This is a genomic window from Neorhizobium fuzhouense, from assembly GCF_042611105.1.
GTDB lineage: Bacteria > Pseudomonadota > Alphaproteobacteria > Rhizobiales > Rhizobiaceae > Neorhizobium > Neorhizobium galegae_A.
In genome coordinates, this window is sequence record NZ_JBHFFP010000002.1 from 313,020 (window position 1) to 335,665 (window position 22,646).

Here is a 22,646-nt window from a genome sequence, read left to right on the forward strand (position 1 = left end):
GCCCGCCCGGCGCCCTATTTCGAATTTACTGGCAATTGACCTAGTGATTCTGCTATGGTTGCCCAAATTAGAGCTTTCACACGGTTCCGGGGACACCCTCCGGGACCTGTTTCTTTTTGTGGCCGCCCGTGGCGGCCATGAGACTGAGGGTTAAGGAAAATGGTTGATAAGGTCCCGATGACTCCGTCCGGTTTCGCCAAGCTGCAGGAAGAACTGCGCTGGCGCCAGCAGGAGGAACGTCCTCGCATCATCGAGGCCATTTCGGAAGCGCGCGCGCATGGCGACCTTTCGGAAAATGCCGAATACCACGCGGCCAAAGAAGCGCAGAGCCACAACGAAGGCCGCGTGACGGAACTGGAAGACCTGACGGCGCGCGCCGAAGTGATCGACCTCAGCAAGATGTCCGGTTCCAAGATCAAGTTCGGCGCCACGGTCAAGCTGGTGGATGAAGACACCGACGAGGAAAAGATCTACCAGATCGTCGGCGACCAGGAAGCCGACGTGAAGGAAGGCCGCATTTCGATTTCCTCGCCGATTGCCCGCGCCATGATCGGCAAGGAAGCTGGCGACAGCATCGAAGTGGTGGCACCCGGTGGCTCCAAGGCCTACGAGATCATCGCCGTCAACTGGGGCTGAAACCCGTCGAGCAGGCGTTCATCGTGCCCCCTTCCCTGCATCAGGTCGAGGTGATTGCCCCGCACTTCAAACGAAGGCTGTCGGGCGTCACCTCCACCATCATCCAGCTCGTTCCGGTCCAGAACCGTCTCGGCCAGAAGGTCGTTACCTTCGGGCCGGGCCTGCCGTCCTTCCTGCCGTCCATGACGGCAGGCGACCTCCTGCGCCTGTGGGCACCGCCCGAGGGCGGCCGTTACCGGGTCTGGCATGCGCGGCGCAATATCGAGATGCTGCCCGGCATTCTCCTGCGCGATGTCTGCCGCATGCCGCTGAAGCTCGTCTTCACCTCCGCCTCGCAGCGCAAGCATTCCGCCTGGACGAAATGGCTGATTTCGCGGATGGACCGGGTAATTTCGGTCTGCCGGAAAACCGCCTCCTATCTCGAGCGGGAGAGCACCGTCATCCTGCACGGCATCGATCTTCAGCGGTTTTCCTCGGCGCCTGACAAGGCTGCCGCCAAGGCGCAGCTCGGGCTCGATCCGCAAAAGCACCATGTCGGCTGTTTCGGCCGCGTGCGCCACCAGAAGGGCACGGATCTCTTCGTCGATGCGATGATCCGGCTCCTGCCGAACCATCCGCAGTGGACCGCCGTGGTCGCCGGGCGCGCGACGCCGAAATACGTCCCCTTCGAGGACGAGCTGAAAGCGCGCGTCAACGCCGCCGGCCTTGCCGATCGCATCCTGTTTGTCGGCGAGCATACCAATATCAACGAGTGGTATCGCGGGCTGGACCTGTTCGTCGCGCCGCAGCGCTGGGAAGGGTTCGGGCTCACCCCGCTCGAAGCCATGGCAAGCGGCATCCCGGTGGTGGCCGCCGATGTCGGCGCCTTTGCCGAACTGATCGTCGATGGAGAAACCGGGCGCATGGTGGAACGCGGGGAACTTGCCAGTTTTGCCAGCGGGATAGAACCCTACCTTGCCTCCCCGTCCCTCTGCATCGCACACGGCACCGCCGCCCATGCCCACGTCACCGAACACTTTTCCGTCGAACGCGAGGCAAAGGCCATCGGCGCCGTGTACCGGGCGCTGCTGGATGCTCGATAAGGCCCTTTTTCCATGACAATCTACGTCATCAACCTTGATCGCGCCTTAGACCGCATGGCCCGCATGCAGGCGCTGCTGACGGAGCGTGGCCTTGCCTTCGAACGCATCGAAGCGGTCGATGGCAAGACGCTTTCGCCGGAGACGCTTGAGACATGGTCGGCGAGCCACGAGGACGGGAGCCTGGTGTTGTCGGTGGGCGAGGTTGGCTGCCTGCTAAGCCACAGGCAGGTCTGGCAAAAGGTCGTTGAGAAAGGCGAACCCGGCGTCGTGCTGGAGGATGATTTGCATATTGCTCCTGCATCATCCGCACTTTTACGATCTTTGGATTGGCTTCCCGCGGAAGCAGACCTTGTGAAGCTCGAGACGACGGGAAAGACCATAGTCGTCTCACGTGCCAAGCGCCCGGTTGCATCTGCCTTCTGTCTCATGCGGCTCGTCGGCGCGCATCTTGGCACTGGCGCCTACATCGTGACACCCAAGGCTGCCAAAATACTGCTTGCCGCAGTGAACAATTCAAGTCAGGCCATTGACCATCTGATGTTCGATCCGATCTCGCCGCTGTTTTCCCGACTGGCGACTTACCAGATCAGCCCGGCCCTTTGTATTCAGGACCAGTTTCTGACGACCGAGCGCGAAGGACTTGACGGCGACATTGTCCGATCCTGGGCGATCCGGAAGCCAAGACTGAAGCCGGTTCAGAAGCTCAAGCGTGAATTGCTGCGTCTGGTCGCCCAGGCAGGGGTCGCTCTTGCAGGCTCCCGACTGAACCCGTTGAGCACGGTTCGCAATGTCAGGATCGCCTTTTCACCCACACAACCGTGATTGCCCGAAAAGGCGTTCGACGCCGCTTAAACCTCCACCAGCCCCAGCTTCTTCACCTGCCGGATGGTGAGCATGGTGCGCACGGTGTCGACATGCTCGTTGGCGGCCAGCACTTCGATGACGAAATCCTGGAAATTGGTGAGGTTTTCGGCCGTACAGCGCAAGAGGAAGTCGCTGTCGCCGGACACCATCCAGGCTTCGCGCACGATGGTCCAGCCCTGCGCGAGCGCGGCAAAGGCCTTCAGGTTGCTTTCCGACTGGTGCTTCAGCCCGACAAGGCAGAAGGCGACGAGATCGTAGCCGAGGCGCGGACCGTTGAGGATCGCCGCATAGCCTTCGATGATGCCCGCCTCTTCCAGCTTGCGTACGCGCCGCAGGCAGGGCGGCGCCGAAATGCCGACGCGCTCGGCAAGCTCGACATTGGTCATGCGACCGTCGCGCTGCAACTCGCGAAGGATTTTGATATCGATGGCATCAAGTTCGGCTTTAAGCACGGAGAACCCCTTGTTTCGGGTTGGTTTTAGCCCAAGACCCGGCGAACGCAAGGATCTGGCGCAAGATTATGTCGCAAGCGCGCATGAATAGTGTGCGTAAATGCCCGCTTGCGCCTCCTCCCGCCCTGCTGCCCTTGAATTGAGGCAGGGAACGTTCATAAATGGGAGCCAAAGGCGAATGGCCCGGGAACCCCCGCAGGGGTTGCGTTCCGCCGTTTGCCGACAGCGACCTCGAAAGGAAAACGTCCATGTCTGCCCGTCACACGCAGGTTCTCATCATCGGCTCCGGGCCTGCCGGCTATACGGCAGCCATTTATGCGGCGCGCGCCATGCTGAAGCCCGTGCTGATTGCCGGCATGGAACAGGGCGGCCAGCTGATGATCACCACGGATGTGGAAAACTATCCGGGCTTTGCCGATCCGATCCAGGGCCCGTTCCTGATGGAACAGATGCTGAAGCAGGCGCAGCATGTCGGCACCGAGATCGTCAACGATCTCGTGACCGAGGTGGACTTGTCCACCCGTCCCTTCGTGGTCAGAACCGATTCCGGCCAGGTGTGGACCGCCGATACGCTGATCATTGCAACCGGCGCCAAGGCGAAATGGCTCGGCATCGACAGCGAACAGCATTTTCAGGGGTTTGGCGTCTCGGCCTGCGCCACCTGCGATGGCTTCTTCTATCGCAACCGTGATGTGATCGTGGTCGGCGGCGGCAATTCGGCGGTCGAAGAGGCGCTCTACCTGTCGAATATCGCCAAATCCGTCACCGTCGTGCACCGCCGCGACAGTTTCCGCTCGGAAAAGATCCTGCGCGAGCGCCTCATGCAGCGCCCGAATGTCGAGGTGTTGTGGAACACGGAAGTGGCGGAAATCACCGGCGAGGCCGCAAAGCCGCCGATGCCGCCCTCGGTCACCGGCGTGAAGCTGCGCAACACGCTCACCGGCGCCATCACCGAACGGCCGATCCATGGCGTCTTCGTCGCCATTGGCCATGCGCCGGCAACGGAACTGTTCAAGGGCAAGGTCAAGCTGAAGGACAACGGCTATATGTGGACCGCGCCGGATTCGACCGCCACCGACGTTCCGGGCGTCTTTGCCGCCGGTGACGTCACGGACGACACTTTCCGGCAGGCGATTACGGCCGCCGGCATGGGCTGCATGGCAGCGCTCGAAGCCGAGCGTTATCTTGCCGGCATCCTGCCGCTTGCCGAAGCGGCGGAATAATCATGGTGGTGCCTCTCGACTGGGACAAATTGCGCATTTTTCACGCGGCAGCGGAAGCCGGATCGTTCACCCATGCCGCCGACAAGCTGCATCTGTCGCAGTCGGCGATCAGCCGGCAGGTCAGCGCCCTGGAACAGGACGTGGGAGTAAAGCTGTTTCACCGCCACGCCCGCGGCCTGATTCTCACCGAACAGGGCGAACTTCTCTACCGGACCGCTCATGACGTGCTGCTGAAGCTCGAAACGGTGAAAATGCAGCTGACGGAGACGACGGAGAAGCCGAGCGGCAAGCTGCGCGTCACCACCACGGTCGGCCTCGGCCAGGGCTGGCTCACCGACAAGGTGCAGGAATTCCTGCAGCTTTATCCGGAAATGGCCATCCAGCTCATCCTCGACAACGAGGAGCTGGACGTCAACATGCGCCATGCCGACTGCGCGATCCGCCTGCGCCAGCCGCAGCAATCCGACCTCATCCAGCGCAAGCTGTTCACCGTGCACATGCATGTCTACGCGGCCCCCTCCTACATCAACCGCTTCGGGGAGCCGCAGACGATCGAGGATCTCGACGATCACCGGATCATCACCTTCGGTGAGCCGGCGCCGAATTACCTGCTCGATGTGAACTGGCTGGAATATGCCGGGCGCAATTCCGACAATCCGCGCCTGCCGCACCTGCAGATCAACAGCCAGACCTCGATCAAGCGCGCCTGCCTGCTCGGAATCGGCATTGCGGTACTCCCCGATTACATCGTCGGGCGCGACCCGGGACTGATTCAGCTGGCGATCAACGCCGACATCCCCTCGTTCGACACCTATTTCTGCTATCCGGACGAGATGAAGAACGCCGCGAAGCTCAAGGTTTTTCGTGATTTCATCGTCGCAAAAGCGCGAAACTGGAACTTCTGACGAGGACGCGGGCAAATAAAGCCCGCTGCAACCGAATGACAAAAGCCATTTTCTTCAAGGATTTGCAGGCAGTTCCTACAATTGACGGCAGCTCGAAGCCGCACCTGTGCGGCAAGCGCATGGCTGTCCTGCACAAAAATGGATTGTTCACTGCACAATAAAGCACCATATCGCACACAGCTGATGCACATGGTGGCTTTTCCTCCCAGTTCCACCGCAGCAGCTGTTCCCCTCTGGAGGTTATTTGACCTTCACACTTTAAAGGGCCCTGGAGAAATCCGGTGGCCCTCTTTTTTTAACTGCGCATTGCCCATGGCAGCGGAAATATCCGCCGGAAACACGGCACGGCACTTGCCTGCAACAATCCTCCTCCCCATATTGATGTCAGCTGGCGCCCCTTGGTGACATCCCCTCGTTGCCCGCGCCGGCTGTTCCCCTCTGGAGGTTTTTCAACCTTCACACCTTTGGGCCTCGGAGCAATCCGGAGGCCCATTTTTTTGGCCGCAACACCTTTAAATCGGGAATGAGCGATCCATATATCGTTCATGGACGATATAAGAGATCAGGCCATGGACCGCAGCGAAATCCTCAAAGCCCTGTCACATCCGGCGCGCGTCGAATTTCTCGAATGGATGCGCGAGCCCGAAACACATTTTTCATCGCAGGCGCACCCGCTCGACATGGGCATCTGTGCCAACCAGTTCGAAAAGCGCTGCGGCCTGTCGCAGTCCACCGTATCCGCCCATCTGGCAACGCTTGAAAAGGCACGTCTCGTGAAGATCACCAAGGTCGGCCAGTGGACCTTCTATCAACGCGACGAAGACATGATCCGTGCCTTCGTCGCGCATCTTGGCGCTACGCTCTGAGCCGTAGCGCTTCCATCTTCCGCACAGTCAAAAAAGGAACGTTCATGTCGTCATTGTTTGATACCGTCACCTTCGGGGACCTCACCCTCAACAACCGCATCGTCATGGCACCGCTCACGCGCAACCGCTCGCCGAAGGCCATCCCGAACGATCTCAACGTCGTCTATTACGAGCAGCGCGCCACGGCGGGCCTCATCGTCTCCGAAGGCACGGCCGTCACCCAGCAGGGCCAGGGTTATGCCGATGTGCCCGGTCTTTACCTTCCCGAAGCGCTGGAAGGCTGGAAGAAGGTCACCGATGCCGTGCATTCGCGCGGCGGCAAGATCGTCGCCCAGCTCTGGCATGTCGGCCGCGTCTCGCATGTCTCGCTGCAGCCGGGCGGCGCCGCCCCCGTTGCACCGTCTGCCATCACCGCCAAGTCGAAGACCTATATCCTGAACGAAGATGGCAGCGGCGGTTTTGCCGAAACCTCTGCCCCGCGTGCGCTGGAACTCTCCGAACTGCCGGGCATCGCGGCTGATTTTGCAAGGGCTGCCCGTGCCGCCGTCGATGCCGGCTTCGACGGTGTGGAAATCCACGGCGCCAATGGCTACCTGCTCGACCAGTTCCTGAAGGACGGCGCCAATAAGCGCACGGACGGCTATGGCGGCTCGATCGAAAACCGCCTGCGCCTGACGCTTGAGGTGGTCGATGCCGTGGCTGCGGCCATTGGCGCCGGCAGGACCGGCATTCGCCTGTCCCCGACCACGCCCGCCAATGACGTGAGCGACAGCAACCCGCAGGCCCTGTTCAACGCGCTGGTCGCGGAACTTGCCACACGCAACCTCGCCTTCATCCATGTGATCGAAGGGGCAACCGGCGGGGCGCGCGACCATCAATACGACGGCAGCCGCTTCGACTACGCCGCCTTCAAGGCAGCCTATGTCAATGCCGGCGGCAAGGGCGCCTGGATGCTCAACAACGGCTACTCGGCCGAGACGGCAGCCGAGGCCGTCGAAAGCGGCAAGGCCGACCTGATCTCCTTCGGCAAACCGTTCATCGCCAATCCGGACCTGGTTCGCCGCATCAAGGACGGCGCTGCCTGGAACGACATCAACCCGCAGACCCTCTATGGCGGCGGCGCGGAAGGCTATACCGACTACCCGACGCTGGAAGCAGCCGAGTAATCCGATTTCCAACGAGGCCCGCACAGCTGCGGGCCTCGTCTTTTTGGAGCGCCTGAGCACGTTGGCGACCTATGGCCTGGACGACAGCGGCAAGGCGTTCTTCGCCAGCCTGTCGCCGCGAGGACCGAACGCTGGTCCGGCCGGCTGTTCAAGGCAGTTCAGCGAAACCAGCGTTTCGCGAATGGCCGTGTCGAGCGGCGTCTGTGGCTCGAACCCCAGGAACGCGCGCAGCTTGCCGTTCGACATGCGGATCGGCTCTCTCCAGAGGTATCGCATTTCCCACAGCTCCCGGAAAAGCGGCACGACGGGGCGCGCGAGCCCGACAAGCCACCAGGGGAAGCGATGCTGGCGCAGCTTGCGTTTGGTGACGCGCGCAATGGCGCCGATCATCCGTTCGCCGTCCTCGTCCCAGACACCCTCCATATGAAAGACAGCGAAGGTTGGCAGCCGGCTGGCCTGCCCCAGGAGGCGCACCATGGTTTCGGCCACATCCGGCAAATAGGCCCATTGGTGGCCAATGCCCCGCGCCGCCGGTCGCATGACACGGGTAACCGGCCGGCCGGGCCGGACCAAACCTTGCGAAAACCAGCTGTTTGCCGCACCCGGCCCGAAAAAATCTCCCGCCCGCACGATCAGCACCGGCACGCCGTCCTGCGCTGCAAGGCGCAACCGCTGCTCAAGCTCGACGCGGATCGCCCCCTTGGCGGTCAACGGGTTCTGCGGGCTGTCCTCCTCAAGAATGGGAAAGGCGTCCGGGCCGAAATTGTAGACCGTGCCGGGCAGAAGAATGCGCGCACCGCAGGCTCTCGCGGCAGAAATGGTATTGTCGATCATCGGCAAAACCAGCTTGCCCCAGTCGCGGTAGCCAGGTGGATTGACCGCATGCACAATAAGCTGCGCCCCTTCAGAGGCGTTCAGCACGTCGGAGCCGTTCATGGCATCGCCCGTCACCCATTCGAACGACGGTTCGCTCGCGGCAACGGCCAGCGCCCTGCGATGCAGGGCCCGCACATGCCATCCTTCCGCGCCCAGACGGCGGCCAACGGTTCCGCCGACGCCTCCGGTGGCGCCAAGGATAAGGGCGATGGGTTTCGTGGCAGGAGTGGTGGAGGCATTGTCTGCGGCGTGGGGAACGGTCATCGGAAACTCCTTCTGTCTGACGGACTGGAGTATCCCGCGTTCTGCCGCTATAGGAAATTCTCGGAAATCTTATGGTGTCTATTCAAAAATGAATGAGCCAGACTGGAATCTCTACCGAACGCTTTTGGCTGTTTTGGAAACCGGCTCCCTCTCGGCGGCAGCACGAACGCTCGGGCTGACGCAACCGACTGTCGGGCGCCATATCGATGAGCTGGAGCAGGCGCTGGGGCATGCGCTGTTCACGCGCTCGCAGCAGGGTTTGCTGCCGACCGATGCGGCTGAGGCCTTGCGGCCCTATACGGAAAACCTCGCCACCACGGCTGCGGCCCTGTTGCGCGAGGCATCGAGCGCCATCGGCGCTGTGGAAGGCGTGGTGCGCATCAGCGCCAGTGATGTCATCGGTGTCGAGGTCCTCCCCCCAATCCTCTCGAAATTGCAAGCGGCCCATCCGCGGCTCGACCTGGAGCTATCTCTGTCCGATACGCTGCATGATCTTTTGCGGCGCGAGGCAGATATTGCCGTGCGCATGACGAGACCCCGGCAGGATGCCTTGGTGGCGCGCCATATCGGAACGATCGAACTTGGGCTGCACGCCGCCCGAAGCTATATGGACCGGAAGGGCAGTCCGGCGGACCTGCAGGCACTGACGCTGCACCACATGGTCGGTTTCGACCGGGAAACGGCCTTCATCCGGGCAAGCATCGAAAGCATCCGGCAACAGGCACCGGGTTTCCCAAACAACCTGCATTGGACCTATCGCACCGACAGCAACCTTGCCCAACTCTCGGCAATTAAGGCCGGGGCCGGCATCGGCATCTGCCAGGTCAAGCTGGCGCAACGCGATCCGAACATGGTGCGGTTGCTGCCGGAGTTCTCCCTGTCGCTTGATACCTGGGTCGCCATGCACGAGAATCTGCGGCAATCCCCCCGCTGCAGGGCGACATTCGATGCGCTCTGCGACGGATTGATCGATTATGTGCGAAGCGCCTGACGGGCGTCAGGGCGCCTGATTTGCCTGCGGCTCGGTGTCTTCCACTTCGGCCTCCGGCCGGTCGCCGCCGTCGCTATATTCGACGTGCCATATGCCGGCTGCATCCTGCCAGCTGATTTCTTCTGCATCGCCACCCACCTGCTGCTCGGCCGCAACGATTCGTGCCGCCTGCAGCGCGTCGGCATGACTGGCAAATGTTTCGGAATAGACGTCGCCCAGCCGGTAGGCCCAGCCGCCATCATGTTGAACGACCTTGTATACGACCTTCGTCATGGCTTTCCTCCTGATGTGTTCTTTTGACGATAACCGAACAGCAAATGTCCGGGAGCTTGCGGGGTTCCCACAAAAACGTCTGAAGGCGCCCCTCCTGGCTGCGGATCTGCTTGAAGCCTGCAGCCACTGCCATAGATTGCTCCCGAGCAGCCGGGAGCACAAGCACGCGCATGACATCACTGATAAGGCAGGAAAAATTCCTTCTGGTCGCGCTTGTGGTGGCAATCGCTGCCTATCTTGGCGAACATGCGGTGCTGGAGGCGGGAAAGATCGGGTCACTGGTTGCCGCGGCAGCCCTCATCGGCGTCATCGTGCTGGTGTCCACGCGCGTGGCGCACCATGCGGAAATCCTTGCTCACAAGGTGGGCGATCCCTATGGCACGATGATCCTGACGCTGTCTGCCGTCGCCGTCGAGGTCATCATCCTCGCGATTCTGATGAACAGCAGCGCCTCGCCGACGCTGGTGCGCGACACGATCTATTCTGCCGTGATGATCGACATCAACGGCATTCTGGGGCTTGCGGCCCTGCTCGGTGGTCTGCGGCACGGCGAGCAGCCCTATAACGACAATTCGGGCAAGACCTACGGCGTGATGATCCTGACGGCCATGGGCATCTCGATGATCGTGCCGGAATTCGTGCCATCGGATCGCTGGCACTATTATTCCGCCTTCACCATCTGCGCGATGATTGCGCTCTATGGGCTGTTCCTGCGCATGCAGGTGGGGCCGCACAGCTACTTCTTCAGCTACAGCTATCCGCGCGCCAAACCCGCAGCCGGTGCCGCCCAGGCCGGCGCGGAGGAACAGGAAGGCGAAGGCTCTACTGCCGTGTCCATCGTCATCATCCTGATCGGTGTCGTCCTCATCGGGGCGCTTGCGGAGTTCATGTCGGCCTTCATCAATACCGGCCTTGAGGGAAGCGGCGCACCGCCGGCCCTGATGGCCGTGATCGTCGCCTCCATTTCGGCAGCACCGGAGATCCTGACGGCGCTTCGGGCCGCCCTTCGCAACCGCATGCAGGCGGTGGTGAATATCGCCATGGGCGCCTCGCTCTCCACCGTCATTCTCACCGTGCCGGTCATGGAGGCAATTGCGCTCTATACGGGCCAACCCTTCATCATGGCGATGACACCGGTCCAAACCGTGATGGTGACGATCACGCTGATTGCCGCGGCCATCAATCTCAACGACGGGGAAACGAACGCCATCGAGGGCATGACCCATTTCGTGCTGTTCGCCACCTTCCTGATGCTCACCATTCTCGGGCTTTGACGTTTCATATCAATCACTTGCCCGCACCACCGGACTCAACCCGGCAAGCACTTGATTCAACCTGCCAAGCGGGACTTCACCGGGTGATAAAGCAAACTTGAACGCGGCGCGTGCGGTCTTCATCACAGGCTACCCTACATGGTCTCCAGGCCCGCCGCGTCCGAACGACCACCGGCGTGCGCCTGAGACACCTAGATTTGCGACACCGAGACTTGGGACACCGAAACTTGGGAAACTGGGAGAAGACGATGAATTCCTTGAAGCTTCTGATCGCCGGAACAATCCTTGCCGGCACCGCCGCCCTCACCGCCCATGCGCAGGGAAGACCGGCCGAGACGAGCCCGCCCAACGCGCCGAACCAGCAGCCGCAGTTTGAAAACCAGACGCGCGCCCCGCAACCCGCTGCCCCGGTCAACATCAAGACCGAGGTGGTGGCAAAGGGCCTGCCGCATCTCTGGGCGATGGAATTTCTCCCCGACGGGCGCATGCTGGTAACGGCCAAAGCCGGCGCCATGCATATCGTCCGCGACGGCAAGGCCGGCCCTGCAATTAGCGGCGTGCCAAAAGTCCTGTCCGGCGGCCAGGGCGGCCTGCTCGACGTGGCGCTTGCGCCCGACTATGCCACCTCCGGCCGGATCTTCTTCTCGTTTTCCGAGGAGCGCGAGGACGGCAACGGCACCTCGGTTGCCTCCGCGCGCCTTGTGCCGAACGATCAGGGCGGTGGGCAACTGGAGGACGTCTCCGTGATCTTCCGCCAGATGCCAAGTTATGACGGCAACAAGCACTTTGGCTCCCGCCTCGCCTTCGGGCCGGCCGGCGAACTCTATGTCACCGTCGGCGAGCGCTCCGACACTGAACCGCGCGTGCAGGCGCAGGATCTAAATAGCGGTCTCGGCAAGGTGTTCCGCATCACGCAGGACGGCAAGCCCCTGCCGGACAATCCTTTCGTGGGCCAGGAGAATGCGCTTCCCGAAATCTGGTCGCTCGGACACCGCAACGTGCAATCTGCCACCGTGGATGGAGAGGGCCGCTTCTGGCTCGTCGAACACGGGCCGAAGGGCGGCGACGAGTTGAACCGACCGGAAGCGGGCAAGAATTACGGCTGGCCGGAGGTGACCTACGGCGTCGAATACAGCGGCGCGCCCGTCGGCAAGGGCCTCACGCAGATGGCTGAGACGGAGCAGCCGGTCTACTACTGGGACCCTGTCATTGCCCCCTCCGGCATGGCCTTTTACGACGCAAACGCCATTCCGGAATGGAAAGGCGCCTTTCTCGTCGGCGGGCTGGTGAGCCAGGGTGTCGTCATTCTTCACATGGAAAACGACAAGGTAAGCCACGAGGAGCGCGTGCCGCTCAATGCCCGCATCCGCGACGTCAAAGTCGGCCCCGACGGCGCCGTCTATGCCGTGATCGAACAGCGCGGCGGCGGCCAATCGACCATCATCAAGCTGACCAAGGCGTAAAAACTCAACCCTCGGCGTTTCGGCAATGGCTCAGAGCCGGAACGCCAGCGGATGACCCACAAGCGCGCGGTCGATGGTGACGAGTTGCAGCTTTTCAACCTGCGCCTGGGCAAGCAGAAGCCGATCAAAGGGATCGCGGGTGGGCGGTTCGGGATGGGCGGCGGTCAGAACGTGTTCGACCTCGATACCCATGAGAATAAAACCCGCCGCTTCGAGATAGGCCGGAATTTCGTTGAGGGGCAAGGGGGGCGCCAGTTTTCCAATCCGTGTCTTGATGGCCATTTCCCAAAGACTGGCGGTACTGACGAAAACCTCTCCGACACTGCTGACAACCGTTGCGTAAAACCGAGGGAACTTCTCGGCCATCACGCCGTCCGCTGCCGCCAGCACAAAATGTGTGTCGAGCAGCAATCTTGCCATCAGGGCAGCGGTCTAAGCAGAAAATCTTCCGGCAGGGGATCGTCGAAGTCGTCCGAGATGAAGCCCTTCGTACGAACGATGCCTTTGGACCGCAGGTAGGCTTCGCCAGCCTCCAAATCGATACCGGGTCTCCTGCGGTGCGGAACGATGTCAAACACCGGCTTTCCGTCGCGCGTTACGGTCACAGTCTCGCCCTGCTCCACATCCTGGGCAAATTCGTCGAAACGGTCCCGGACTTCGCGAATAGAAACGGTCTTCATGTCAAAAACATACGCCCGCGACATATCACCGTCAATGAAGAAGAAAAGGGCCTGCCATCACTGGCAAGCCCTTCGTTAAAAGTCCTCGGACGACGCGCTTACTTGCAGTTGTTGCAGAAGCGCTGGATGCGGCGGCAGGCTTCTTCCAGCAGGTCTTCCGAAGTGGCGTAGGAAATGCGGAAGTTGGGGCCAAGGCCGAAGGCCGAGCCGTGGACGACGGCAACACCTTCGGTTTCCAGAAGCTCGGTCACGAAATCCTCGTCCGTCTCGATGACCTTGCCCGAGGGAGCGGTCTTGCCGATCAGCCCCTTGCAGGAGGGATAGACATAGAAGGCGCCTTCCGGGTTCGGGCAGGAAATGCCCTTGGCTTGGTTGAGCATGGAGACGACGAGGTCGCGGCGGCCTTCGAAGATCGCCTTGTTCTTGGCCACGAAATCCTGCGGGCCGTTCAGGGCTTCGACAGCTGCCCACTGGGCAATCGATGAGGCACCCGACGTCTGCTGGCCCTGGATCATGTCCATCGCCTTGATCAGCTCGAGCGGGCCTGCCGCATAGCCGATACGCCAGCCGGTCATCGCATAGGCTTTCGACACGCCGTTCATGGTCAGCGTGCGGTCATAGAGCGTCGGCTCCACTTCCACCGGCGTCACGAACTTGAAATCGCCGAAGGTCAGGTGCTCGTACATGTCGTCGGTGAGAACCCAGACATGCGGATACTTGACGAGCACGTCGGTCAGCGCCTTCAGCTCGTCATGGCTATAGGCCGCACCCGACGGGTTGGACGGCGAGTTGAAGATGAACCACTTGGTCTTGTCGGTGATCGCCTTTTCGAGATCTGCCGGCTGCAGCTTGAAATTGTTCTCCTGCGTGGCAGACACGATGACCGGCGTGCCACCGCACAACGCAACCATTTCCGGATAGGACACCCAGTAAGGCGCCGGGATGATCACTTCATCGCCCGGGTTCAACGTCGCCATGAAGGCGTTGAACAGGATCTGCTTCCCGCCGGTGCCGACAATCGTCTGGGCGGCCGTGTAATCGAGATTGTTCTCGCGCTTGAACTTCTTGGCAATCGCCTCGCGCAGCTGCGGGATGCCCGAGACCGGCGTGTACTTGGTTTCGCCCCGGTTGATCGCCTCGATGGCCGCCTGCTTGACATTGTCCGGCGTGTCAAAATCCGGTTCGCCGGCACCGAGCCCGATCACGTCGCGGCCCTTGGCTTTCAGTTCGCGGGCTTTCTGCGAAACGGCAATGGTGGCGGACGGCTTTACGCGGGAAAGTGCATCGGCAAGAAAGGCCATGATGGGAATGTCCTGAAGCTGTTGAAAACGGCAGGCCGGCTCGGCTTTGCCGTCAGGTTCTATGTCGAAGAAAGCCGCCTGTTTCAAGGCCGAAAAGCCGGCACTTGCGTCTTTCTTGCAACGGTTGCCACGCGGCGAATTTACCTGTCATTTCAATGCCCGCCGGGGCAGCATGCGGCAACCATCCGCACGTCCGGCGTAACGCCTTGTTTTCGCCACAGTAATTGCCGGTGACTGCCGCAATCCTGTCGTTGTGGCGTCGCTTTCGCCGGGTCTTCTCACACCATCGACGATGCCGTGAGAGGACCACCCATGTTTCTGGACGACGAAGAGGCAACCGCCCGCATCCGGACACGCCGCCTGAGCGGCAGTTTGTGGGTTGCCGGGACGGCGCTTGCGGCCTGCATCCTGATGATGCTGGCGCTGGTCGGCACCGCGCGTGCGCAGGACATCTCCTCCCTGTCGCAGGTCGTCACGCCGCAACTTCTCCTGCAAAGCGATGCTGCCGGCGATCAGCGGCTCATTTTCGGCGCCTTGACCCTGGTCTTCTGCGTCGCCGCCGCCGGCCTCTGGCGGTTGAGCTTTCGTGGCCTCTCCACGAACCGCAGCGGCAAGAGCGATGGCCGTCGTATCCACCATTCCTAAGAACCGTCTGACGCCCCCTTACGAAAGCATTTTCGTCCACAAGCTTGAGCCTGCCCGAACCACCTGATAGGCAGCCGCTGCGGTCAAGGCCGCGCGGCTCATCTTTCACGGATCTCGACATGACGCGATTGCAGGCGAACCTTGTGCTTCTTCTTGCGGCCGCCATCTGGGGCGGCGGGTTCGTCGCGCAATCCACCGCCATGGCGACGATCGGGCCCTTCTGGTTCGTCGGTCTGCGGTTTGCCATCGCAGCCCTTGCTGTTCTGCCCTTTGCCGTGCTCGAGGCCCGCCGGATCGGCAGTCGACCGGAACGCCGGCATATGGGCGGCTTCCTCCTCGTCGGTCTGGCTCTGTTCGGCGGCGCCATCACCCAGCAGATCGGCCTGCAGACCACCACCGTCACCAATTCGAGCTTTTTGACCGGGCTCTACGTCGTCTTCGTGCCGGTCATCTCGATCGTCATCTTCCAGCGCTTTCCGCACTGGATCGTCTGGCCGGTGGCGCTGCTGGCGCTCATCGGCATTTTCCTGCTGAGTGGCGGCAATATCCAGGCCGTGTCCACCGGCGATCTCTGGAGCATTGCCTGCGCAGCCTTCTGGGGGCTGCAGATCGTGCTCGCCGGCCACTTCGTCAGCCGCTCCGAACGGCCACTGGCACTGTCTGCCACGCAGTTTGCCGTCTGCGCTATCGTATCGCTGATGATCGGTATTGCAGTGGAGCCGGTCTCCCTGGATGCTGTCGGGGGCGCACTTGCCGAAATTCTCTATGTCGGCCTGATTTCCTCGGGGCTTGCCTTCGTGCTGCAGGTCATTGGCCAGCGCCACACGACGGCGCCGCAGGCCGCCATTTTCCTGTCGTCGGAAGCTCTGTTCGGCGCGTTTTTCGGTGCCCTGCTGCTCGATGAAACCTTGCCGCCGCTTGGCTATCTCGGCTGCGGATTGATCTTTGCGGCCATGCTGATCGTCGAACTTGTGCCGGAACTCCTCAATCGGCGCCGGAACGCCCGCCTTCAATCGACGCGCAGCTGAGAATTTGAGAGCCTGCGCTTGCGGCCGGAAAACCGCGAGACGATTGAAGTTGCGGGCCTTTTTCCCTCCGAAGCAACGGATGACCCACATTTTATGCAAGTCCGAAACAGGCGTTTGGCATCACCCCTCGGTGCCAGAAAACTTTTTCTTGCCAATTTGTGTCAAACGCAGCAATCTGTGTCGGTTCGGGCAGTTTGCGAGCATGGGAAGAGCTATAATGAAGCGTTTCGGAAGCGCCAAAACTTCCGGGCGGGGGATTGGGCAAGGATCATGACGATCTTTTCTTTGTTTCCCGCGGTAAATACGGGCCCCTTTCCGCCATTTCGAAATGCCTGCCGCCTGCCCTTCATGGGCAAATATCGTGATGCTGTCCGCCGCTGAACACGGACAGAGGAAAAAGGACCTGATGCATGGCCGAAACTGGCACTGTAAAATTCTTCAATACGGACAAGGGCTTCGGCTTTATCAAGCCAGACAATGGTGGAGCAGATATCTTCGTCCATATCTCTGCGGTACAGGCTTCCGGCCTGTCCGGACTTTCGGAAAATCAGAAAGTAAGCTTCGACACGGAACCGGATCGTCGCGGCAAAGGCCCCAAGGCAGTCAATCTGCAGATTGCCGGCTAAGCCTCGTTACGGTTTTTTACTTCGAGTTGAAGCCCGGCAGGAATGCCGGGTTTTTTTGTCTTACATCTGCACTTGCGATGTTCGTCTGCGGTGCCGCAGAGGCGGCAACGCTGGACTTTTGACGCTGGCTTACAACACTCGATCTGGCCGAATGGCATCCGTGGCTCAACGCCGGGTGCGGAGGGACCTACAGGCCCTGGAGGAAGGGGTTGCTGCGGCGTTCGTCGCCGACGCGGCTTCCCGGCCCATGACCGCAGATGAAGCCCATCTCGTCGCCAAGCGGCAGAACCTTGTCGCGGATGCTGTCGAGCAGTTGCTGGTGATTGCCGCCCGGCAGGTCGGTACGGCCGATCGAGCCGTTGAACAGAACGTCACCCATGATGGTGAAATTCATGTCGCGGTTGACGAAGATCACATGACCCGGCGCATGGCCCGGGCAGTGCAGCACATCGAAGCGATGATCTCCGAGCGCCACGACGTCGCCTTCGTTCAGAAACTGGTCGGGCACCAGCTTGCGCGCCGGAACCGTATAACCGAAGGCAGCCCCGCGCGTATCGAGCACCTCCAGCAGCGGCTTGTCGTCGGCATGGGGGCCGATAACGGAGGCACCGGTCTTCTCGCGCAACTCGTCTGCACCGCCGGCGTGATCGATATGACCGTGGGTGATCCAGATTTCGGTGATCGTCACGCTTTGTTGCGCGGCAACCTCGATGATCCGGTCGACATCGCCGCCCGGATCGACCACGACACCCTGCTTCGTGTCGGCATCAAAGAGAAGCGTGCAATTCTGCTGGAAGGGAGTAACCGGAATGATACCGGCTTGAAGCATGCCCATGAAGCCTCGTCAGGTTGGTGATGAAGGATAGATCACTATACCCGCCCTGCCTGCCGCAGACAGCCGACAAAATCAATCCGAGACGGAATAACGGCTTTCGGCACTGACGGAGGGCGCAAGGCAGGCACTGGCGACCAGCAGGCTTGCAACGGCAAATTTCAGCGCGAAAACGGTGACGAGAACCGGGCGCAGCGGATGCGAGAGGGAGATCGGGCTCTTGCTCGGCACTGTCCCATCGATGGTGGATAAGCTCATGTTATACTTCCTGTTTCCCTGCGGCTCGGAACGGGGATCGGCGATAAAGGTTCCGTGTGGCCGCAGCTGATTTTGTCTTTCTGCAGCACTTGCGTCTTCTTTGTGGCCGACAAAGCGCAGCGGGCCAGCCCTGCACAATGTTTGCGTGGGATGATGCGCGTTGAGCACACATATTGATGTTGATTGTTGAGCCGCTTCGGGCTTTATCAAATCAGCATGAAACACGTCGCGGTCGGCGGTCGGTGCGGTTGGGCCAAGAGGCTGCACCTCCCCTGCCCGTCCCACCGCCACTCGAAGAGGAACGCCTGGTGCCACCGGTCTCGTCTGGGAAAGCCCTGAAAAAGGTCCAGCCGCCGATGCCTGCTGTCGATGAAAGCAAGATCGACTTCGAAACCATCGAGCTGTTTTTCTTTGCCTATCGCGACTTCATTTCCGATCCCGACGCGATTTTGGAAAAGATCGGCATGGGGCGCGCCCATCACCGCGTGGTCTATTTCGTCTGCCGGCAGCCGGGGATGATGGTGACGGATCTGCTCGATACGCTGCAGATTACCAAGCAGAGCCTGGCGCGCGTGCTGAAGCAGCTGATCGACAGCGGCTATATCCGCCAGATGGCCGGCGCCAAGGATCGCCGGCAGCGCCGGCTCTATCCCACGCTTGCCGGGCGGGAACTGGCGCTTGCCCTGTCGGAGCCGCAATCAAGCCGCATATCGGCAGCGCTTGGCGACCTGACAGCGGAGCAGCGCGAGGGCGTCATCCGGTTCCTGCGCCTGATGCGCGGCCGCGCCGAAGGGCTCAAACCTGTCGAAAACGAGGTGGATTGAAGATGGGGAACAACCCTGTAGCGTTGCTCGACGATGCGGCCCACCTTTTGGTGGTGGATGACGACACCCGCATCCGCGACCTCCTGCACCGCTATCTGCGGGAGCAGGGCTTTCGCGTGACCGGCGCAAGCGATGCGGCCGAAGCGCGGCGCAAGCTGGAGGGGCTGGATTTCGATCTCATTATCCTCGACGTGATGATGCCGGGCGAAACCGGCATCTCGCTCACCCAGTCGCTGAGGGAAAAGCGGGCGATCCCGATCATTCTGCTGACGGCACGCGCCGAAGCCGAATCGCGCATCGAGGGGCTGCAGGCCGGCGCCGACGACTATCTGCCTAAACCGTTCGATCCGCGCGAACTAGTGCTGCGCATCAACAATATCCTGCGCCGCAACAGCAATCCGGATGCGCCGAAGATCGATCAGGTGATGTTCGGCCCCTTCACCTTTTCGATTGCCAAGAAAGAACTGCGGCGGGCGGCCGAAACCATTCGCCTCACCGACCGCGAGCAGGACATCATGCTGATGTTTGCGCTGAAGGCCGGCGACACCATTCCACGCCACGAACTGATCGGCGACGATGCCGAAGTCGGCGAGCGCACCATCGACGTGCAGATCAACCGGCTGCGCCGCAAGATCGAGGACGATCCGGCAAACCCCATCTACCTTCAAACCGTGCGCGGCATCGGGTACCGTCTGAGCATCGATTGAGGTCGCAGCCTTTTTCAAGGGCTGCCCGCAACCGGCGGCGGCAGCGCTGCCCGAGAGAGACAGCATGGCGATTTTCGACAGGATCGGGCGCGATATCGGCAGGGTGAAGCCGCCGGGCTGGATCCCGCTCGGCCGCTGGCTGAAACGGCGCATGCCGAGCGGGCTTTACCTGCGCTCGGTGCTCATCGTCATCATCCCCATGCTTCTCCTGCAGACCGTGGTGGCCGCCGTCTTCATGGAGCGCCACTGGCGGCTGGTGACGGAGCGCCTGTCGCAGGCCGTCACGCGCGACATTGCCGCCATCATCGAGGTGATCCGCACCTATCCGCAGCCTGAGGACGATTACCAGCAGATCATTCGCATCGCCCGCGACACGCTGTCGCTCAACATTTCCGTCGAACCGGGTGGGCAATTGCCACCGCCGCGGCCAAAGCCGTTCTTCTCGATCCTCGACGATATCCTCGCCGACCAGATCAACCAGCAGATCCGCCTGCCCTTCTGGATCGATACGGTGGGCGACAGCCGGCTTGTGGAGATCCGCATCCAGCTGGGCGACAAGGTCTTGCGCGTCTTTACCATCCGCAACCAGACCTATGCCTCGAACACCCATATCTTCCTCGTCTGGATGTTCGGCACCGCGCTGCTCCTGATCGGCATATCGATCCTCTTCCTGCGCGGCCAGATCCGCCCGATCCTGGCGCTTGCCGATGCGGCCGAAAGTTTCGGCAAGGGCCAGAAGATGCCGACACCCTTCGTGCCGCGCGGCGCCGACGAAATCCGCCGGGCCGGCATTGCCTTCATCCAGATGCGGGAACGCATCGAGCGGCAGATGGAGCAGCGCACCGCCATGTTGACCGGCATCAGCCACGACCTGCGCACCATCCTCACCCGCTTCAAGCTGCAGCTGGCGCTTGCCGGCGACAATCCTGATCTCGCCGGCATGGGAACCGACATCGACGACATGCAGAGCATGCTGGAAGGCTATCTCGCCTTTGCCCGCAATGAAGCGGCCGAGGATTTCGGCCAGTTGAAGCTCAGCGAACTGCTGGAAAAGATGCGCGCCGATTTCGAGCTGCACGGCAAGAGCATGACCTACCGGGTCGAGGGCGAGGATCTCCTGTCGGTCCGTCCCGGCGCCTTCATGCGCCTCGTCGGCAATCTCGCCTCCAATGCCCGCCGTTATGCAGACAGCCTGCATGTGGAGGCGCGCCACAATGCCAAATGGCTGACGCTCACCTTCGACGACGATGGCCCCGGCATCCCCGAACAATCCCGCGAAGACGTGTTCAAGCCCTTCTACCGGCTGGACGAGGCGCGCAATCTCGATGCCTCCGGCACCGGCTTGGGCCTTGCCATTGCCCGCGACATCGCGCGTGCCCATGGCGGCAATGTGACACTGGGCGACAGCCCGTCAGGGGGATTGCGTGCGGTGGTGCGCGTGCCGGCATAATCCGTGAGCAGATCCGGCCGGCGCTTACAAGGCGCCGAGGCCGCCTCACATCATCTTCATGCCGTTCGGGACCGGCCGCTCGACGGCGGCAAGCACGATATCACCGTTCTCATCGGCAAAGCCGAGCGTCAGAACCTCCGAGCGCACAGGCCCGATCTGGCGGGGCGGAAAGTTGACGACGCCCAGCACCTGACGGCCGATCAGCGTCTCGGGCTTATAATGCACGGTGATCTGCGCCGATGAACGCTTGACGCCGATCTCGGCGCCGAAATCGATCTTCAGCTTGTAGGCGGGCTTTCGCGCCTCGGGAAATTCTTCCGCCTCGACAATGGTGCCGACGCGGATATCGACCTTTTCGAAATCGGCAAAGGTGATCTCGCCCGCCATCGTCATCTCCCCGGAAAAATCAGCGACCCAGTTCTTCGGCGCGGGCGCGCGCAGCTTCAAGCGCCGTGTCGAACAACGGCTGCATGCCATGCTCCGCCATCAGGACGGCAAGCGCTGCCGCCGTCGTGCCGCCCGGCGAGGTGACGTTCTGACGAAGCCGTGCGGCCGTGTCGGCAGAGCGGTTCAGCAATTCGCCGGCACCGGATACGGTTTCGCGCGCAAGCCGCATGGCCAGGTCTTCGGGCAGACCGAGCTTGCGGCCGGCCTCCGCCATGCATTCCACCAGATAGAACACATAGGCCGGTCCGCTGCCGGAAACGGCGGTCACCGCATCGATATCGCTCTCGCGCGCCACCCACTCCACTGGGCCGCTGACCTTCAGAAGGTCGTGGACGGCGGTGCGCTGCGCCTCGGACACCTTGTCATTGCCATAGGCGCCGGTCACCCCACGGCCGATCATCGCCGGCGTGTTGGGCATGGCGCGCACCATGGCACCGTCGCCGAGATAGCCTTGCAGGAAGGCGAGCGTCTTGCCGGCGGCAACCGAGACGACCACCGTCTCCGGCCCGACCAGCGCGGAAAGCTTAGGCAGAACCGCCTCCATCACCTGCGGCTTGACGGCAAGAAACAGGATGCCGGCCTTTACATCGGCAGGTGCGGCCGTTTCATGGCGGGCACCGGCGGCCTCGATCTGCGCCTTCATCGCCTCCGACGTACCCGGATCGATGACGAGCACGGACGCGCCCGGCACGCCGTTCTTCAGCCAGCCCGACAGCATGGCGCCGCCCATGTTGCCCGCACCGACCAGGACTACCCGGGACGACGAGACGTCAGAGACAGCAGCAGACATCAGCATTCACCCACGGTTTCGAACAGCACCGCATCCATGGCGGCCTTGGCTTCCATGCCGGACCAGACAACGAACTGGAAGGCCTGGTAATAGGTTTCGCAGGCTTCGAGCGCGCTCGACAGCAGAACTTCGACCTGCTGGTTGTTCGGCTCGGCACCGCCGGCCAGAAGCAGCGACTGGCGGAAGATCACCACGTCCTCCTGGCGCCAGAGATCGAAATGCCCCATCAGCACCTGACCATTGACGTGCGACAGCAGGCGGATGACCTCGTTGGTGCGCTGGTCGGACACTTTCAGATCGAAGGCGCAGGCCAGATGCAGGGCTTCGAACTCCTCCATCCAGGAGAAGGACACGTGGTAATCGGTCCAGTGACCGGCCACCGTCATGGCAATCTCGTCCTCCCCCGATCGCTCGAACGTCCAGTCATTGGAGGCTGCGACGAACTCGATCATGTCAACCGGGTTCGAATGACGTTCAATCTGCATCTCTAAGAGGCTCATACGGCACCTTCTCAACCGGAATGAAAGCGACATGCATGCTTTTCTCAAAACACGACGGATGAACGCGGACACGAACCCGGAAAACCAACTTCATCGATGTTCTTGGCGCCTGCCGCACCGGCCGGCTCATCGTCGTGAGCCTGCGGATCGTGCGGTCGTCGTTTCGAATCATCATTTAAAATCAGTGTATAGGCAGCGAGTCCCAGCACCAGCCCCCGCACCC

27 protein-coding genes are annotated in these 22,646 nt (G+C 61.6%); 16 read left to right on the forward strand and 11 right to left on the reverse strand.

Annotation, left to right across the window (positions count from 1 at the left end; translation table 11 throughout):
- Nucleotides 1–159: 159 nt before the first annotated feature.
- The 3 genes from greA to ACEXP3_RS05250 are packed head-to-tail and all read left to right on the forward strand — an operon-like array spanning nt 160 to nt 2,540.
- Entirely contained in the window at nt 160–636 is a 477-nt protein-coding gene (greA, locus tag ACEXP3_RS05240) for a transcription elongation factor GreA (RefSeq protein ID WP_210104475.1), read from the forward strand.
- Nucleotides 637–659: 23 nt separating this feature from the next.
- A complete protein-coding gene (locus ACEXP3_RS05245; protein WP_377296322.1) occupies nt 660–1,718 on the forward strand; it encodes a glycosyltransferase family 4 protein in 1,059 nt (352 codons plus the stop codon).
- A 12-nt stretch (nt 1,719–1,730) separates the two neighbouring features.
- The gene (locus tag ACEXP3_RS05250) at nt 1,731–2,540 is read left to right on the forward strand and encodes a glycosyltransferase family 25 protein (protein ID WP_377296323.1); all 810 of its coding nucleotides are present in this window, start codon (nt 1,731–1,733) and stop codon (nt 2,538–2,540) included.
- A 26-nt stretch (nt 2,541–2,566) separates the two neighbouring features.
- Here the strand turns inward: ACEXP3_RS05250 and ACEXP3_RS05255 are convergent, their stop codons facing one another.
- Nucleotides 2,567–3,034, reverse strand: coding sequence for an Lrp/AsnC family transcriptional regulator (locus tag ACEXP3_RS05255; RefSeq protein ID WP_210104473.1), 468 nt, complete (start codon nt 3,032–3,034; stop codon nt 2,567–2,569).
- Nucleotides 3,035–3,282: 248 nt separating this feature from the next.
- On the opposite strand from ACEXP3_RS05255, the gene trxB reads away from it, so the two are divergent.
- The 4 genes from trxB to ACEXP3_RS05275 all read left to right on the forward strand — a co-directional run bounded on the left by trxB (nt 3,283) and on the right by ACEXP3_RS05275 (nt 7,194).
- On the forward strand, nt 3,283–4,257 hold the full coding sequence (gene trxB / locus ACEXP3_RS05260) for a thioredoxin-disulfide reductase (RefSeq protein WP_377296324.1): 975 nt from the start codon (nt 3,283–3,285) through the stop codon (nt 4,255–4,257).
- An 8-nt stretch (nt 4,258–4,265) separates the two neighbouring features.
- On the forward strand, nt 4,266–5,162 hold the full coding sequence (locus ACEXP3_RS05265) for a LysR family transcriptional regulator VtlR (RefSeq protein ID WP_377296595.1): 897 nt from the start codon (nt 4,266–4,268) through the stop codon (nt 5,160–5,162).
- Between the two features lie 569 nt (nt 5,163–5,731).
- A complete protein-coding gene (locus ACEXP3_RS05270; RefSeq protein ID WP_377296326.1) occupies nt 5,732–6,028 on the forward strand; it encodes an ArsR/SmtB family transcription factor in 297 nt (98 codons plus the stop codon).
- A 44-nt stretch (nt 6,029–6,072) separates the two neighbouring features.
- The gene (locus tag ACEXP3_RS05275; RefSeq protein ID WP_377296327.1) at nt 6,073–7,194 is read left to right on the forward strand and encodes an alkene reductase; all 1,122 of its coding nucleotides are present in this window, start codon (nt 6,073–6,075) and stop codon (nt 7,192–7,194) included.
- 69 nt (nt 7,195–7,263) lie between these two features.
- Here ACEXP3_RS05275 and ACEXP3_RS05280 read toward each other — a convergent pair whose 3' ends face one another.
- Complete coding sequence (locus tag ACEXP3_RS05280; protein WP_377296328.1) at nt 7,264–8,334, reverse strand: NAD-dependent epimerase/dehydratase family protein; 1,071 nt, start codon at nt 8,332–8,334, stop codon at nt 7,264–7,266.
- A gap of 88 nt (nt 8,335–8,422) precedes the next feature.
- On the opposite strand from ACEXP3_RS05280, the gene ACEXP3_RS05285 reads away from it, so the two are divergent.
- Nucleotides 8,423–9,325, forward strand: coding sequence for a LysR family transcriptional regulator (locus ACEXP3_RS05285; RefSeq protein WP_377296596.1), 903 nt, complete (start codon nt 8,423–8,425; stop codon nt 9,323–9,325).
- A gap of 6 nt (nt 9,326–9,331) precedes the next feature.
- Here the strand turns inward: ACEXP3_RS05285 and ACEXP3_RS05290 are convergent, their stop codons facing one another.
- Nucleotides 9,332–9,598 carry a DUF2188 domain-containing protein gene (locus ACEXP3_RS05290; RefSeq protein WP_210104466.1) on the reverse strand — a complete coding sequence of 89 codons (267 nt, stop codon included), beginning with the start codon at nt 9,596–9,598 and terminating at the stop codon, nt 9,332–9,334.
- 170 nt (nt 9,599–9,768) lie between these two features.
- On the opposite strand from ACEXP3_RS05290, the gene ACEXP3_RS05295 reads away from it, so the two are divergent.
- Nucleotides 9,769–10,872, forward strand: a complete 1,104-nt coding sequence (locus tag ACEXP3_RS05295; protein WP_377296329.1) for a calcium:cation antiporter — start codon at nt 9,769–9,771, stop codon at nt 10,870–10,872.
- 248 nt (nt 10,873–11,120) lie between these two features.
- A complete protein-coding gene (locus ACEXP3_RS05300) occupies nt 11,121–12,335 on the forward strand; it encodes a PQQ-dependent sugar dehydrogenase (RefSeq protein ID WP_377296330.1) in 1,215 nt (404 codons plus the stop codon).
- Nucleotides 12,336–12,365: 30 nt separating this feature from the next.
- On the opposite strand, the gene ACEXP3_RS05305 is transcribed toward ACEXP3_RS05300, so the two are convergent.
- From ACEXP3_RS05305 to ACEXP3_RS05315, 3 genes are all read right to left on the reverse strand, one after another.
- Nucleotides 12,366–12,755: a type II toxin-antitoxin system VapC family toxin gene (locus tag ACEXP3_RS05305; protein WP_377296331.1), complete on the reverse strand. Its 390-nt coding sequence runs from the start codon at nt 12,753–12,755 to the stop codon at nt 12,366–12,368.
- On the reverse strand, nt 12,755–13,015 hold the full coding sequence (locus tag ACEXP3_RS05310; protein ID WP_377296332.1) for a type II toxin-antitoxin system Phd/YefM family antitoxin: 261 nt from the start codon (nt 13,013–13,015) through the stop codon (nt 12,755–12,757). The genes ACEXP3_RS05305 and ACEXP3_RS05310 overlap by 1 nt, the downstream gene beginning before the upstream one ends.
- A gap of 98 nt (nt 13,016–13,113) precedes the next feature.
- Nucleotides 13,114–14,316, reverse strand: a complete 1,203-nt coding sequence (locus ACEXP3_RS05315; protein WP_377296333.1) for a pyridoxal phosphate-dependent aminotransferase — start codon at nt 14,314–14,316, stop codon at nt 13,114–13,116.
- A gap of 312 nt (nt 14,317–14,628) precedes the next feature.
- On the opposite strand from ACEXP3_RS05315, the gene ACEXP3_RS05320 reads away from it, so the two are divergent.
- The 3 genes from ACEXP3_RS05320 (at nt 14,629) to ACEXP3_RS05330 (ending at nt 16,615) form a co-directional block, all read left to right on the forward strand.
- Nucleotides 14,629–14,961: a hypothetical protein gene (locus ACEXP3_RS05320; protein WP_210104460.1), complete on the forward strand. Its 333-nt coding sequence runs from the start codon at nt 14,629–14,631 to the stop codon at nt 14,959–14,961.
- A 119-nt stretch (nt 14,962–15,080) separates the two neighbouring features.
- On the forward strand, nt 15,081–15,989 hold the full coding sequence (locus ACEXP3_RS05325; protein WP_377296334.1) for a DMT family transporter: 909 nt from the start codon (nt 15,081–15,083) through the stop codon (nt 15,987–15,989).
- A gap of 410 nt (nt 15,990–16,399) precedes the next feature.
- The gene (locus ACEXP3_RS05330) at nt 16,400–16,615 is read left to right on the forward strand and encodes a cold-shock protein (RefSeq protein WP_003494703.1); all 216 of its coding nucleotides are present in this window, start codon (nt 16,400–16,402) and stop codon (nt 16,613–16,615) included.
- Between the two features lie 187 nt (nt 16,616–16,802).
- Here ACEXP3_RS05330 and ACEXP3_RS05335 read toward each other — a convergent pair whose 3' ends face one another.
- On the reverse strand, nt 16,803–17,450 hold the full coding sequence (locus ACEXP3_RS05335) for an MBL fold metallo-hydrolase (protein WP_377296335.1): 648 nt from the start codon (nt 17,448–17,450) through the stop codon (nt 16,803–16,805).
- Nucleotides 17,451–17,522: 72 nt separating this feature from the next.
- A complete protein-coding gene (locus ACEXP3_RS05340; protein WP_377296336.1) occupies nt 17,523–17,705 on the reverse strand; it encodes a hypothetical protein in 183 nt (60 codons plus the stop codon).
- Nucleotides 17,706–18,061: 356 nt separating this feature from the next.
- Between ACEXP3_RS05340 and ACEXP3_RS05345 the strand changes: the two genes are divergently transcribed.
- From ACEXP3_RS05345 to ACEXP3_RS05355, 3 genes are all read left to right on the forward strand, one after another.
- Entirely contained in the window at nt 18,062–18,529 is a 468-nt protein-coding gene (locus ACEXP3_RS05345) for a MarR family winged helix-turn-helix transcriptional regulator (protein ID WP_210104456.1), read from the forward strand.
- A gap of 2 nt (nt 18,530–18,531) precedes the next feature.
- Nucleotides 18,532–19,236, forward strand: a complete 705-nt coding sequence (locus tag ACEXP3_RS05350) for a response regulator (RefSeq protein ID WP_210104455.1) — start codon at nt 18,532–18,534, stop codon at nt 19,234–19,236.
- 64 nt (nt 19,237–19,300) lie between these two features.
- Complete coding sequence (locus ACEXP3_RS05355) at nt 19,301–20,686, forward strand: ATP-binding protein (protein ID WP_210104454.1); 1,386 nt, start codon at nt 19,301–19,303, stop codon at nt 20,684–20,686.
- 45 nt (nt 20,687–20,731) lie between these two features.
- On the opposite strand, the gene ACEXP3_RS05360 is transcribed toward ACEXP3_RS05355, so the two are convergent.
- From ACEXP3_RS05360 to ACEXP3_RS05370, 3 genes are read right to left on the reverse strand one after another with little or no spacing between them, the layout of a single operon-like run.
- Complete coding sequence (locus ACEXP3_RS05360; RefSeq protein WP_377296337.1) at nt 20,732–21,073, reverse strand: tRNA-binding protein; 342 nt, start codon at nt 21,071–21,073, stop codon at nt 20,732–20,734.
- Between the two features lie 19 nt (nt 21,074–21,092).
- The gene (proC, locus tag ACEXP3_RS05365; RefSeq protein ID WP_377296338.1) at nt 21,093–21,923 is read right to left on the reverse strand and encodes a pyrroline-5-carboxylate reductase; all 831 of its coding nucleotides are present in this window, start codon (nt 21,921–21,923) and stop codon (nt 21,093–21,095) included.
- Complete coding sequence (locus ACEXP3_RS05370) at nt 21,923–22,423, reverse strand: type III secretion system chaperone family protein (RefSeq protein ID WP_210104451.1); 501 nt, start codon at nt 22,421–22,423, stop codon at nt 21,923–21,925. The genes proC and ACEXP3_RS05370 overlap by 1 nt, the downstream gene beginning before the upstream one ends.
- Nucleotides 22,424–22,646: the final 223 nt, after the last annotated feature.

What these genes read in the sequence shown, in the direction of transcription:
- greA (WP_210104475.1), top strand. Translation starts at nt 160, where the DNA reads ATGGTTGATAAGGTCCCGATGACTCCGTCCGGTTTCGCCAAGCTGCAG.
- ACEXP3_RS05360 (WP_377296337.1), bottom strand. Translation starts at nt 21,073, where the DNA reads ATGGCGGGCGAGATCACCTTTGCCGATTTCGAAAAGGTCGATATCCGC.
- ACEXP3_RS05300 (WP_377296330.1), top strand. Translation starts at nt 11,121, where the DNA reads ATGAATTCCTTGAAGCTTCTGATCGCCGGAACAATCCTTGCCGGCACC.
- ACEXP3_RS05350 (WP_210104455.1), top strand. Translation starts at nt 18,532, where the DNA reads ATGGGGAACAACCCTGTAGCGTTGCTCGACGATGCGGCCCACCTTTTG.
- ACEXP3_RS05275 (WP_377296327.1), top strand. Translation starts at nt 6,073, where the DNA reads ATGTCGTCATTGTTTGATACCGTCACCTTCGGGGACCTCACCCTCAAC.
- ACEXP3_RS05290 (WP_210104466.1), bottom strand. Translation starts at nt 9,598, where the DNA reads ATGACGAAGGTCGTATACAAGGTCGTTCAACATGATGGCGGCTGGGCC.
- ACEXP3_RS05330 (WP_003494703.1), top strand. Translation starts at nt 16,400, where the DNA reads ATGGCCGAAACTGGCACTGTAAAATTCTTCAATACGGACAAGGGCTTC.
- ACEXP3_RS05305 (WP_377296331.1), bottom strand. Translation starts at nt 12,755, where the DNA reads ATGGCAAGATTGCTGCTCGACACACATTTTGTGCTGGCGGCAGCGGAC.
- ACEXP3_RS05295 (WP_377296329.1), top strand. Translation starts at nt 9,769, where the DNA reads ATGACATCACTGATAAGGCAGGAAAAATTCCTTCTGGTCGCGCTTGTG.
- proC (WP_377296338.1), bottom strand. Translation starts at nt 21,923, where the DNA reads ATGTCTGCTGCTGTCTCTGACGTCTCGTCGTCCCGGGTAGTCCTGGTC.
- ACEXP3_RS05325 (WP_377296334.1), top strand. Translation starts at nt 15,081, where the DNA reads ATGACGCGATTGCAGGCGAACCTTGTGCTTCTTCTTGCGGCCGCCATC.
- ACEXP3_RS05270 (WP_377296326.1), top strand. Translation starts at nt 5,732, where the DNA reads ATGGACCGCAGCGAAATCCTCAAAGCCCTGTCACATCCGGCGCGCGTC.
- ACEXP3_RS05345 (WP_210104456.1), top strand. Translation starts at nt 18,062, where the DNA reads ATGCCTGCTGTCGATGAAAGCAAGATCGACTTCGAAACCATCGAGCTG.
- ACEXP3_RS05315 (WP_377296333.1), bottom strand. Translation starts at nt 14,316, where the DNA reads ATGGCCTTTCTTGCCGATGCACTTTCCCGCGTAAAGCCGTCCGCCACC.
- ACEXP3_RS05355 (WP_210104454.1), top strand. Translation starts at nt 19,301, where the DNA reads ATGGCGATTTTCGACAGGATCGGGCGCGATATCGGCAGGGTGAAGCCG.
- ACEXP3_RS05250 (WP_377296323.1), top strand. Translation starts at nt 1,731, where the DNA reads ATGACAATCTACGTCATCAACCTTGATCGCGCCTTAGACCGCATGGCC.
- ACEXP3_RS05310 (WP_377296332.1), bottom strand. Translation starts at nt 13,015, where the DNA reads ATGAAGACCGTTTCTATTCGCGAAGTCCGGGACCGTTTCGACGAATTT.
- ACEXP3_RS05335 (WP_377296335.1), bottom strand. Translation starts at nt 17,450, where the DNA reads ATGGGCATGCTTCAAGCCGGTATCATTCCGGTTACTCCCTTCCAGCAG.
- ACEXP3_RS05320 (WP_210104460.1), top strand. Translation starts at nt 14,629, where the DNA reads ATGTTTCTGGACGACGAAGAGGCAACCGCCCGCATCCGGACACGCCGC.
- ACEXP3_RS05280 (WP_377296328.1), bottom strand. Translation starts at nt 8,334, where the DNA reads ATGACCGTTCCCCACGCCGCAGACAATGCCTCCACCACTCCTGCCACG.
- ACEXP3_RS05285 (WP_377296596.1), top strand. Translation starts at nt 8,423, where the DNA reads ATGAATGAGCCAGACTGGAATCTCTACCGAACGCTTTTGGCTGTTTTG.
- ACEXP3_RS05370 (WP_210104451.1), bottom strand. Translation starts at nt 22,423, where the DNA reads ATGAGCCTCTTAGAGATGCAGATTGAACGTCATTCGAACCCGGTTGAC.
- trxB (WP_377296324.1), top strand. Translation starts at nt 3,283, where the DNA reads ATGTCTGCCCGTCACACGCAGGTTCTCATCATCGGCTCCGGGCCTGCC.
- ACEXP3_RS05340 (WP_377296336.1), bottom strand. Translation starts at nt 17,705, where the DNA reads ATGAGCTTATCCACCATCGATGGGACAGTGCCGAGCAAGAGCCCGATC.